The 12,610-nt window shown below is 30.2% G+C and carries 10 protein-coding genes and 2 pseudogenes; 1 reads left to right on the top strand and 11 read right to left on the bottom strand.

All coding sequences use genetic code 11. From position 1 onward, the window contains the following. Positions 1 to 645: 645 nt before the first annotated feature. The gene (locus PSF67_RS00840) at positions 646 to 1,047 is read right to left on the bottom strand and encodes a hypothetical protein (protein ID WP_272676398.1); all 402 of its coding nucleotides are present in this window, start codon (positions 1,045 to 1,047) and stop codon (positions 646 to 648) included. A gap of 595 nt (positions 1,048 to 1,642) precedes the next feature. On the opposite strand from PSF67_RS00840, the gene PSF67_RS00835 reads away from it, so the two are divergent. Beyond that, entirely contained in the window at positions 1,643 to 1,957 is a 315-nt protein-coding gene (locus tag PSF67_RS00835; protein ID WP_272676397.1) for a helix-turn-helix domain-containing protein, read from the top strand. Positions 1,958 to 2,875: 918 nt separating this feature from the next. On the opposite strand, the gene PSF67_RS00830 is transcribed toward PSF67_RS00835, so the two are convergent. The 10 genes and pseudogenes from PSF67_RS00830 to PSF67_RS00785 form a co-directional block, all read right to left on the bottom strand. After that, positions 2,876 to 3,382 (bottom strand): YagU family protein, encoded by a 507-nt coding sequence (locus PSF67_RS00830; protein ID WP_272676396.1) that lies wholly within the window; start codon positions 3,380 to 3,382, stop codon positions 2,876 to 2,878. Positions 3,383 to 3,861: 479 nt separating this feature from the next. After that, entirely contained in the window at positions 3,862 to 4,953 is a 1,092-nt protein-coding gene (locus tag PSF67_RS00825; RefSeq protein WP_272676395.1) for a fimbrial protein, read from the bottom strand. A 367-nt stretch (positions 4,954 to 5,320) separates the two neighbouring features. Continuing rightward, positions 5,321 to 5,728: a fimbria/pilus periplasmic chaperone gene (locus PSF67_RS00820; RefSeq protein WP_272676394.1), complete on the bottom strand. Its 408-nt coding sequence runs from the start codon at positions 5,726 to 5,728 to the stop codon at positions 5,321 to 5,323. Then, complete coding sequence (locus tag PSF67_RS00815) at positions 5,721 to 6,245, bottom strand: fimbrial protein (RefSeq protein WP_272676393.1); 525 nt, start codon at positions 6,243 to 6,245, stop codon at positions 5,721 to 5,723. The genes PSF67_RS00820 and PSF67_RS00815 overlap by 8 nt, the downstream gene beginning before the upstream one ends. Continuing rightward, a complete protein-coding gene (locus PSF67_RS00810; RefSeq protein ID WP_272676392.1) occupies positions 6,238 to 6,768 on the bottom strand; it encodes a fimbrial protein in 531 nt (176 codons plus the stop codon). The genes PSF67_RS00815 and PSF67_RS00810 overlap by 8 nt, the downstream gene beginning before the upstream one ends. Before the next feature lie 14 nt (positions 6,769 to 6,782). Beyond that, positions 6,783 to 6,989, bottom strand: a complete 207-nt coding sequence (locus PSF67_RS00805; protein WP_272676418.1) for a FimD/PapC C-terminal domain-containing protein — start codon at positions 6,987 to 6,989, stop codon at positions 6,783 to 6,785. A gap of 114 nt (positions 6,990 to 7,103) precedes the next feature. Continuing rightward, positions 7,104 to 9,181 (bottom strand): annotated as a pseudogene (locus tag PSF67_RS00800) (fimbria/pilus outer membrane usher protein); the annotation flags it as partial. Between the two features lie 105 nt (positions 9,182 to 9,286). Beyond that, the gene (locus PSF67_RS00795) at positions 9,287 to 9,970 is read right to left on the bottom strand and encodes a fimbrial biogenesis chaperone (RefSeq protein ID WP_272676391.1); all 684 of its coding nucleotides are present in this window, start codon (positions 9,968 to 9,970) and stop codon (positions 9,287 to 9,289) included. 65 nt (positions 9,971 to 10,035) lie between these two features. Beyond that, on the bottom strand, positions 10,036 to 10,617 hold the full coding sequence (locus PSF67_RS00790) for a fimbrial protein (protein WP_272676390.1): 582 nt from the start codon (positions 10,615 to 10,617) through the stop codon (positions 10,036 to 10,038). A 1,150-nt stretch (positions 10,618 to 11,767) separates the two neighbouring features. Further along, positions 11,768 to 12,172, bottom strand: a pseudogene (locus PSF67_RS00785) (thiamine pyrophosphate-dependent enzyme); the annotation flags it as partial. Positions 12,173 to 12,610: the final 438 nt, after the last annotated feature.

Raw genomic sequence — 12,610 nt, 5'->3', positions numbered from 1 at the left:
AATTGAACACCATCGCATATTTATTTAAGAGAACAATATTTGTTCGGTTAATTCCATTTTCATATCTTGATTGTTGTTTACTGAGCCAACTATTTTCCCAAGCTGTATTAAAGTTAATTCATTAATTTTTCTGTAGTAATTTATTTTTTTACCGATTAATTTAGATACGGGATAAAAAGTAGGCATTGTGCACCTATGATTAGAAACGTAAGCTACGAGTATTTCCTTGTCACCATTTACACTTAAAGTCAATTTTTATGAATATCAGTTGTTCCTCCTAACCATTCTCTTGCCTGACACTTTTCATTATTATACCTTTAGTTGTATTTTTAGGAATTTTATTTATCTAAAGTAATAACTAACTTACTCTATTATATAGACTAATTAATAGTTTAATTTGATTTTTAGTAAAAATACGCTGGGCTTAGCCCGAGACTAGCGGGATATTAAAGCAAAAAAATTGAAGGCTACTAAAAATCAGTTAGGGAAGACTAATTGTTAACTTATACTCTGAAAATCTCAATTTTTGCTACAAATGTATACGGATTAGATAAAAACAACCTTGTTTTACATTTTTTACGTAGTGTTAGATTAATGCCGCTGTAGTAACTATATATACATATGGTTAATGTTATTTGTTATTTGTTATTTTGAGCAAAAATTTTCCCATAATTTGTCAAATTCTTTCTGTGATAGAAAATTTTCTATTTTTTCAGCTGATGGGATTGATATGTTAACATCTCCATTAGGCTGTTTTATAGATTTAACAAAGAAACGTTTATAACCGTAAGGTAGCTCATTTTCGAATCCAAATACTTCACCACAATAAAAGCCGATTTCACGGCCACGGTTATCTTTTCTTAAGTAATGATAATTTATATTTTTAAAGCTAGCTGCTGATGGATACGCCAGTAAGTCAAGCATATACTCTTTAATCTTAGTTTCCGGATCAACTTTATCACTCGAAAAAATATGTGATAATAAGCCTCCAATATATGAGAATAGAGTAATTAAAACAACAATTAAAAGCATATTTATGCGCTTCATATAAAACATCTTACTCTCGCTATTATGTAAACAAACACTTTAAATTATGATGTATATTTTTAATTTATAGTCTTAATGAATAGGATAAAAATACAGGCGTAATAAAATTTATTATATATCATTAATCACTAGATTTCGAGATTATATTATTAATCAACTGAAATTTTAGATACTTTTTTAGCGTCGTTCTCTTTACTCTCTTTGTTTGTTCTTTGTTCAAGTATAAGCGTGCCAATATTTAAGTGTAATAAAATGTAATATTTTATTTCATTTTATTCTTACTAGGATAACTAGGTATAATAAATAATGAATAATAATAAAAAAAGGAAAGGTTAGTAAATGAAAGCACTAATTCAATTTACTAATCATACACTTGTAAAAGCCAATAATACCCGGAATACGCGTAATATTGGTATATAACACCTTTATTTTTAGTTAAGACATCATATTGATAAGGTGAACCTATTGTTTTCTGTTTTTTGATTGCCAAAAACGTTTTTACTCTTTTTTTAATATATTTATTATTGTAGATGAAATGAATAAGTGAGCAAGTAATCATAAATTTATTTTTATTTTTATTTTTATTAGGATTTTTATGAATATTAGAAAGAATACCCTGAGCAGAAGTATTGGCCTTTTTTTAAAGGCGGCACGTAAAGATAAAAATTTAACAGGAAAGGAATTGGCTAAATTAATACACGTTAGCCAACAACAGGTGTCTCGTTATGAGCTAGGTAATACACCGATCACTCTAGAGCAATTAGAAAAATATTTAATTGTCCTAGACAAAAAATGGAGTGATTTACTTAAATATATAGAGAGGGAATCAAGAATGAAAAATATGATAGATAGTATTAATATCTACGATGAACATAAAATTGATAATGGCTCTCATAAAAATAAAATCTAATTTATATTGGGCCTTATAAAAACACGAGTTAAATATCTTTTATACGATGTGATTTTAGATTATATCTAAAATAGGGGAAGTAATATTTTAAATAAAAAATGGCATCTATTCTATTACCAAAGTTATCGATTTTTTTCTATTATTGCTAATGCTCGTATAGCACAATCGACAGCTGCGTGGCAAGCAAAAGCAATAAAATATACAGTAAGTATGTCAATTTTTACAGCTTTAAAGAGGTTAACTTTTAATTATGCAGAATGCAAAAAATCTTTAACCAACAGAATAGGGTATTTGATATTTAGACTCAAGGACAATCAGGGGAAACAGATTTTAAATTAGTATCAAAAATTATTTTCTGTGCGTTAGCAAGAACAACGGATGATTCTAAATTAACCGTTGGCGTTAAGTAGTTTAGGTAAGTTCTAATAAAGAATACGTATTTAATGATACATATAGAGATTTAACTTCAGGCTTAGATAATTTAGCAGCGGATGGCATTTATAATGGTTCTGATCATGCCACAGAGCATAGTGAATTCACCTTTGTTATTATAGTGGTGTAGCAACAGATTTTAATTCTCTATCTGAATCTGACGGTACATTGGGGGGTGATGTAAAAGTTCAGCTTGCTGCAACTTGAGATAGTAGTCTTACTCCAACTCTAGAGCAATCTTCTTAATTATTTATTGGGTAACTGAATCTTATGATAAATATATCATAAGTAAAGAATATATTTATCATTATTAATTTTCATTATCACGATGTATATTTAAACTAATATTGGCTTTTATTTTTTTAATTTATTAGATTTCTAGATGAATAATATTAAGTTAATCATTTATTAGAACATATTTAATTTTATGATTGTTTGCATTAACTGTAAGTTAAATTTACAGTTAATGCAAAAAGGTTCATGCTTTTATCTAATCAATAATGGTCGTAGATCTTGTCTTATCGCTTCTATTGACCATATCCAGAAGGCTGTTCCAACAAACTCAGAGATCATTGCCTCTGGCCCTGCGGACCATAACCATCCAGATAGCCCTAATAAAGGAACTATCAGACCATGTGCGAGGATGGAAACGCCGATACCGAATACGATACCGTGCAGTAATTTTGCACGAGGTAAATATTCAGTAATAAGACAATAAAGAATGGCGATAACGATAGAGAATAAGATGTGTACACCATTCCCTCCCCAATTAATACTATATCCCATCCAGTGATAATTCATTGAATCAACGTTTATTCCTAATTTCTCCAATAATATAATCGGAGGTGGCGTTGTATCTAATGTTCTTGGGGGCAGGAGTGTTTCAAAGCCTGATTTTACTAAAGCAGAGAATACTCCGGCAATAATTCCTATTAAAACTGCTGTACTTATATGCCTGTCAGTTTTAATTCTTAATTCAAAAAGATTAATCATTGTAAAATTCACTGATAAATTTAAAAACTAATAATACTGATTATTTAATTAAAAACAAAATTAAAAATCATTTTGTTGATATTCTGTGTATAAAAATATGGTTCACTAATTGGTTAATTATAAATCCAGTTTAGTAATCTGTATTGTAATTTTTCATCCTTGGTTAGGTGATTTAAGACAAAATGTTTAAAGGACTTTCAAAATCAGTAGTGCGTAAACTGACTTCGAATATAGATTATAAGGATCTCAAATGTTGCTCTGTCCGCCTGTACCACAAAAAATACGAAATATTGAAAAAAATACTATTGTTCAAGATGATATAGGATTTTTGTGTCGTGGTTAATAGGTGTTAGGTAAGGAAATATATGACACCTTATCAAAATTAAATGGTTCTTTGTTTTAAGATCGCGCAACCTTGAACTCATTTTATGTATTCCTTGAATTTTATCAGTTAGCGAATTAAAACAATCCATGTGATTTTATTGGTATGAGTAAGTTATAGCAATCAATGATTTAGCTGAACCTGTTCCTATTGGTTCTTCTGATTTTCGAACATAACTAAATCCTAATTGAAATGATAATGGATTGTTTTTGTTTCCCTCTATCGTTCCAGATGAACCTATAGGGTATTTGGTTTGGTTAGGAATGCCTAGCGCTGAACCATCAGGACCAAATAATAGCCTAGCTCCATTTGAAGAGGTGACCCCATAGCCAACACCAGTTGCGGTTGAGTCATCAGTTAGCGTTGATATAGATGTCGTATTTGTTGGATCATTTAAATCAACGATGGAATATTGTACGTAAATATTAGGGTCACATTTAAGTGAAAATTTTTGTATTTTAGTTGCGATTAAAGTAGATGCATCTGTATTTTCAATAGTTGAAACTGGAATTGCATCCATATTAATAATATTTGTATTAGCATCAGGTGTACAGGTTGTAAAATTAAAACTAACAACTGTTTCTCTAAGTATGATAGTTGCTGTTTCTTGGGCTACATTATTCGCATCAAAACAAGTAAACCTATATAAGGGTTGATTCGGTATAACTGATGTGTTTTCTAATATTCCGACTCCTCGATATAAATTACCTGAAGTATCAAATTTAAATGCCCCCGCAATTCTAGCAGTATTTGAAACGGTACCAGTCCAGAATACTTTTGTTTCATTTGGTATGCTGGAGTTATCGATATTAGATGGAAATGTTATTGACCCCCTCGACCATATTGTTGCTGATAGTAATATTCCGCTAGTGTTAGTTTCGAATAAGGTGGACTTCCAGGGGCTAGAAGCGTAATACCCAGAAAAATTCAGCATAGGGGAGTACTCAATCTTGGCTAGGTCATAAGTTTTGGTTCCATTATTACATAATGAAATTTGATTCGCTGGAGTACCGGAAGATATTGTTGTAAGTAATTGTCTAAATGAATAAGCTGCACTATCAGCGGGACCTGATAGGGTAAGAATACCACTTGTGTTCATAAAAATATCTTTATTAGGAAGTGACCAAACGCTAGGGATTGTTAAAAAAATAACTAGTGGGAAAATACAATATAATAAAACTAATTTCATAATGAGCCTCTAATATGTTTATTTATTCAAAATATTAAATCAATTATAGGAGTTAAATTGATATAGTTTATTACTATTAAATTATTTTAATGAGCACATGAATTTTAGATTATCCTTACTGATATATAATATCACTTATTAAAATCTACCCTAATTTTTTTTATGATCATATCGTTATTTGTTAAAAAATTAACCCATACTTGACAACTGGTTTCTGATTGACAATTTTTAATGTAAATTTTATTTTCTGGACTTAATGTGTATCTTTGATATTTTTTTAAATTTTCATTGTTTAATATTTCAAGATTGAAAATTCTATTGGTATAATTTTTTAACCAATATTTTTTATCGCTATCTCTTATTAATTTTACGCCATTAAAATCGCTATCATTATTTTTTTATATTGATAGATAATATTAAAGTGAGATCTTGTTGCTAGTGATATAATATTTCCCTCGCTATTTTTATTTGACTTAGGGATGGCCGTGATGACTAGTTTATAAATTTTATCTTTATTAACTGATTTTATATTATTCGGAATTATTGTTATGATGTTACTTTTGTTTTTAGGTAAAATAAATAAAGGCCGGGCTACAATAAATTCATTGCTATTTATTGATGATTTTATTAAGTAATCACTTTCGTTATCATTCATTATCTTAATATTTAACACTTTTGTATCAGGTGAGATAAAAAATCGAGTGCCTACAACTGAAGTGCCTGAAAATGAACTTAGTGAAATAAAGAATAGCATAGTAAATAAAATTTTAATCATAATATATATCAAAATAAGAAATAGCTTGAACTTGACCGGGAACTGCATCTTCTCTTGTTTTTACATAAGCTGCTGAGAAGTGAAAAGTGTATTTATTTGCATCATGATTTATTGAATAACTCATATTATTATTTGATATATTAATAATGTTATTATTTTCGTCATATAACCCAATTGCAATTCCCTTAGCGCTTGACTCGTTATTATCTAATATTTTCAATAGATTAGGCATGACATGGTCAGGATCTCCAATGAACTTAATATTAGCAATATTAATACTATTAGGACAATTATCAAGAGTAATAGAAAACGGGGATTTACCAAAAGGAATGTTTGTGTCTTGTCCTCTTAAATTAGTACTTACCATATTAACTACAAAATCAGTTGAGTCACTTGAAATAATACAAGTTGACTCAACCACCTTAGATTTTATATTAATGCTTACTTGATCAGAATACGAAAAAAATGACGTAAATAGATATAGTAAAGAAAAACAAAGTATTGAAATTTTATTCATAATAAAAATCCAAGTAAAGTAAAGATGAAGCATCTCCAGAGGTAACTGTAGGACTTGTTGATTTATACCTTAAAAAAAATTTAAAATCATATGTCTTTTCCGTTATTGCCTTGTTGAGATTTATTTTCTCATTTAGTGGTACAGCTTTTTTGTTTTCATCAAGTATCTCTATTGCAATGCCTTTAGCTAAATCATCATATGAACTGCCTGATTGGCCAGTGATTTTAAGTAAATTAGGAGCATTTAAGTCCTGTTCTCCGGAAAATATGTAATAAATTTGCTCTACATTCCCAGTGCAGTTCTCTAATCTAATATTAACTTCCTCTGGTTCGCTAACAGAACCTGTATAAGGAAATTCGCCTAAATTAAGATCATTGAAAATAACATTTTTAGTTAAATCGGTACTTTTAACATTGCAACTTTGAGATAATATTGAACCATTTATTTGAACTTGAACATCTGCTGCATTTTCTGAGTAACAAAAAAAATAAGCAAAAAATAAATAACTATGTATTAATTTCATTGTTTCTCCAAGTTTTATACACAATCGGTTTCTGTTTTATTAACGATATCTAAAATTGAATTTTCATCATAATTCACTGTGAATTTGCACGTTATTCCATCTCCCCAGTCAACACTATAATTTGACTTGTTAGTAACTCCAGTCAAATAAACAGTACCATCATCATTTGCAATATAAATCGTTTTGTCTTTATTATTTTTGACTAATGAGCCAAATTTAATAATTTTTCCTTTATATTTTACTTTAACTAAAAAATTAAATCCTTTTCTAACGTCAAAGGTGGCTTTGCTAATTGCTCCTCTAGTTGGTGAAACTTTTAATATTTTATTTTCAATATCATAACTATTATTAAATGTTGAAGAGTCAAGCTCGACATCATTATAATGATAAGGTGTGGCGTATGGTATTAATGCATAGCCACTATTATTAATAATAATATTCTCACCTGACTTGTTAATTTTAGCACCTGTTGCACCTTCAGCTTCAACCAATATAGCAGTATCATTTGCTTCCTTAGTGAATAGAATACCATCGTGATGAAATAAAATACCACCACTTGCTCCATAATTAATTTGTTTTGTACTGGCTGAATATGAAGTTCCTGCATTTAAATTTATTGAGTTAGCTTTGTAATTAATATTTAAGCTAGTGTTGTTATTATCTGAGTCTTTATTTATCACTTGATATACATTATAGTCTAACTTATTGTCTAATAATCGACCAGACATGCTTGTTAGATTGTTATATCCTGATTTATTATAACTTGTATTATTGGATAAATATATTGAATTTTTATCCATTCCATTAGTTAAGGGTAAACTTAACGATAAATAAAATACATCATCATTAATGTTACCATTGTTGTTTTTATTATAACTTGCTGAAACAACAACGTTATTCAGCTGTCTAATTGTTTTGTTCCAACCAATCTGGATATTTCTGGATTTTTTTCTTGTCCCCAGTAGGAATTTACATTACCCCAAATATATAAATTACCATAATCATTCAACCTTTGTGATAGGTTTATTTGAAAACTATCTTTTCTACGGCCACTATATAAATACATAATGTTGTCATTCATTGTATTATTTCTATAACTTGCTTCACTGAAAGAATAGAAGTTCGATGTTGAATAACGAAAACCAGTCAGTTGAATATTTGTCCCTGTATCACTGAATGCTTTAGAATAAAGTATTCTATAAGATTCACCAGTTTGCACATAATTATTAATTTTTGCATTAGAGTGGGTTGTATCTAATGATAAAGCACCAAAGTACCCTAAATCTTTACCAACACCTAATGCAATTGACTTATAATCAATTGCAAGTTGTGTACCGATAAAAAATGTCGATTCTAATGGCATTCCCATAGCAAAAGTGCTTTGGAAAAAATTATTATTTTTCGCTGAGCTTAAATCTAGCTTACCTGCTGTAACAGAGTAGTTATATTTTCCTGTTCTAAGCAAATTGGGTAATGATGAATAAGGAACAGTGTATTTTTTTACCTCACCATCAACCGAAGTGAGTTCAACTTCATAATCACCACTAGTACCGACAGAATTTAGGTTACTAATATCATAAGGACCAGGACTTACATAAGTTTGATAAATGATATTATCATTTTGTTTTATTGTAAGCTTAGATCTAGTATCAGCAATACCCCGAATAGAAGGGCTATATCCTTTATCACTGTCAGGCAACATTTCTTCAGAAGTGGCCAATGTCAAACCTATATAAGGTATTTGATCAAATAAATTGGATCCTATTGTGCTTTGGCCTAAAACTAGAAAACTTTTTATTGAATTTATATTCCTAGAAAGATAATTATTATTCATTTTTATATTTGTATTTGTTTGAGAACCCGATTTATTTTGATTGAAATACACATTGGAGTTTAATCTCCAAGGACCCAAGTTAACTCTATTATTAAGGTTCAAGTAGTATGATGAATACCCTTTCATATTCTTAATTTTTGAATTTGAACCATTGAAATTATAATTAATCAAAAAAAATGGAATTCCATCATCCCAACTATCTTCCGCTGCTAAGGTTGTTCTTGTTGAATCCAAGTATATTTGAGGGATTGATAGTCTAAGAATTAATTTCGATAACTCAACATCATAGGTAAAATTCTTAATATGACTTTTTATATCTATACATTGATTTTTATTAGCATCAGAAAATTTAAATTCATTTTTTGTTTTCTCATTAAAAGGAATTAGGTCAATGATTTCTTTTGTTAAACAAGCGTCGACCTTATCATCTATTTTTGATTGTTTGAAATCAACGTTAACATTTTTGATTAAATCATTTCCGACATAGACCGTTAGGTAATAACTTCCTGGAGGAATGTCATTTCCTGATGCTATATATGATAATCCATCAATTGATGCAACATCTTTACCTAAAAACATAGGGTTGAAATAATCCTGCGAATATGTAGGTTGTACATTAAGGTATAAAATAATTAAATAAGTAATTTTAGATATTCGCATAAAAATACTTCAGGTTAAAATCTGCTATAAATTACATTGTCTATCTTTTATTTGAACTCCATAGTCATTAATAAAGTTATATGTTAAGACCTTACCATTTAATTTGTTTTTTAGAAATATTGATGATTTTGGAGAGATAGTTTCAGAATTTGAAACATCTTTACCATCAATTTTCAATGAAACTAAATTAAGATAAAAAGGTGTAGGGTTATTTATTTTTACTGTGCTATTAGAATAACTACATTCCATATTTTTATAAGCTTCTAATGGATTATCACTTATAGAACTTGGTCTAACAAATAATTTTATTTTAGTTGTTGTAGATATTAGTAATGCATTACTGATGCTTTGCTCTTCTTCTGTTAAAGAAGGAATAACTTTAGCATTTAAAAAGTACAATTTTTCCTTGTTATTTGGTAGGTTTTCTTTATTACCTGTATAAACAACTTTTATTATATTATCAGTATTTGCCTTGATCACAAAAAGAGGAGGGGTAACAATAAAGTCATTTATTTTTCTACCCTGATCATCAGAAATCCATGATTGGACAAGATAATTACTTGTCTCATCACTATTATATATTTTTAGCGTTGCTTGGCCTTGGTCTCTAGGATAAACTAGTCGAGTTGCACCAAGAGCAACCCCCCCAGCATAAGTTTGCTGGCAATGTAATAGAAACAATGAAATTAAAAAATATTTTCTGAACATGATATATAACCACATAAATTAAAATGATTGACCATAAGAATGGCCAATCAATAATTAGAACACTATTAATTATACGTTAATTGGAAATTAGCTATTGATTGCACTTTACCTGCTGTTACATTAGCTGCAGTAGATTTGTAATCAACAGATAATGGAATAGTAGTGCTATCTGCTAGGGTAACTGTGGAGCTCATTGCACCGATATCTAACGCTGCGCCATCAGGGCCAAATAATTGTAAACCAACATTAGTCGCTGAGCCTGCACCAGCAGTATTTTCTAATAGATTTGGGTTTCCTTCGATAGTTTGTCCATTAAATGAAATTTGTACAGTTTTACGAATTGAAGTATCACAATCTACTAGGCTAATATCGAATGCTTTTTTAGCATTACCCAATTGATTTGCGGCAGTAAAGGAATTTGCGCGAACAGTATCTAGAGTAACAATTTTATCAGTATCACTACCGGATACGGCGCATGCACCAGCTGTCACTTCTCCATTAAAAGTAACTTTACCTCCATTTACAGAAATTGGAGTTATTGGGGTCGGGGCTGGATTTACAACCTCACCTTCAGCAAGTGCTGTACCGCATATAAGCGAAGAACTTGCTAAGGATATTGCAATTAACTTTTTATTCATCTTTCTCATTAGAGACCTCCTTAATTAAGAGCAATAGTTGCTCATTTATCTTTAGTTAGTGATATATATTATTAATACATTAAAATAACTATTTATATAAAATGGTTATTTTAATTTTTTATAATTTTTGCGCATCTAAAGGAATGTGCATATATTATTTATATGGAACTCAGTTTAGTGGATTCTATATCCTTTAATTTATAGTAAGGGATATTGGTGGCTAATTATTTAGTATTATTTATTAAATGTAACCTCAAGTTAATTTAGAATATAACTATTTGCTATAATAGAATCAAATTTAACGTTACTAATTAAAAGGGTTTTTAATTATAAACTACAATTGTTTATTTCGAACATATCGTGGCTTATTGATAGGCAATAATTATTAAGTAAGTAGTGCTAATTTTTTATTAAAGGGTGAGTATTTTCTTGTTTTTGTTATTTTCAATAAAAACATGGCGTTGCATTAATACTTTTACTGTGAGTACACTGTTTGGGAGTTATAGGTTAAGTGAATTTATATTATTTAGTAGGGTGATTGCAATAATTTTACAATTTGACACAATTTATGTTGTGGAAATTTGATCGGTATAAATGATTGTAGTTAATTTTATCTGAAAATTATAAACAATATGACTAAACTGATAAGTAAACGAGAGATATTTTGTGGGGATTATAATAAAAATTTTACAATTATTCAGTGCTCGACGTTGTAGATGTCATGGCATGATGTCAATTTATATTTAATCCTATATTTCCGATGCTTATCCTATCGTGCCTCAATATATATTCACCTTTAAAGCTGACATCCTCCCCGCGCTGAAGTTCGGGACTTTACGGCGCATGGGATAAGGTGAGAATTATATCGCCAAATCTGTTTTTCAAGTATGTATTTGGATGATTGATGGTTCCATTGCTTGGAACAGAAAAATATCTTGCCAGAAATTGCTAGATACTATATTTCAGTTGAATCAGATACTGTAATTGCGATGGCGATCTGTCCCACCTCTCATTTCTGGAGGCGAACTTTTATTTATAACCTTAGTAGGGTGCTCTAGTCCCTAACTATAATAATTTAAAAAGTCGATGGCTTTAATCACTTGTATCATTATCTATCAATAAAGTAGGGTGGCTTGTGCCACCCATATCAGTTTGAAAGTTAAAACAGTTTTTTCTGTGGGGGGCCTGAGAAATTCATTTTGCCAATGCTATTCATTAATACTTCAACGACAACCGGTTGCTTCAAATCGACTGCTTGACGTAGCGTTGATTGGAAATCGGTGGCTTTATCTATTGTAAATGATTGAATTCCCATAGATTGAGCTAGCTGGCTAAATGAAAGAGTGAGTAACTCATTATAGAATTGGCGGCCTGAGAAATATTTTTCCTTAATACCTCGCATTACGCCATAGCCCTGGTCATTCATAATAACCAGAACAATAGGGAGCTGCTCTTGTGTCATAGTGGCCAATTCACAGACGCCTAACATCAACCCGCCATCACCCACTAAGTCAATAACGGGTACATTCGGGTTTGCTTTGGCGCTACCAATTGCCATAGCGATCAAAAGTGCTTTTTGCTGATCGTGTTAGTCGGTATTGATCGTTGCAAGATTGATCGCCATCGATGGAAATCCCTAATAAGAAATTATGCTGCTTAAAGAATTGGCACCAGTCATTATCAAGATTTAATGCATTTGTTTGAAATGAATTATTGATCCTTTTCTTACCTGCATATTTTTGCTGAAACGCAACCGCTTTTTTGTAGAAGCCGAGTCCAAGCAGGGTTGGCTCGCCTCCTTACCAAATAAAGTCAATTACATCAGCAGGTTACTGCTCTATATTGGTGAGAATATACTTTTCTAGAACATCATCATTCATTCGCCATTGTTTTTTCTATTAGGGTAACGCTTTGATTTTTCTAAATAGAAGCAATAAGAACAATCAATATTGCACACTGAACCGGAGGGGTTAGCCATTAATTGGAATTTTCGATTTGCATT

The sequence above is a fragment of the Providencia sp. PROV076 genome, from assembly GCF_028483405.1.
Taxonomy (GTDB): domain Bacteria; phylum Pseudomonadota; class Gammaproteobacteria; order Enterobacterales; family Enterobacteriaceae; genus Providencia; species Providencia huaxiensis.
This window is presented reverse-complemented; position numbering and strand designations above follow the sequence as displayed.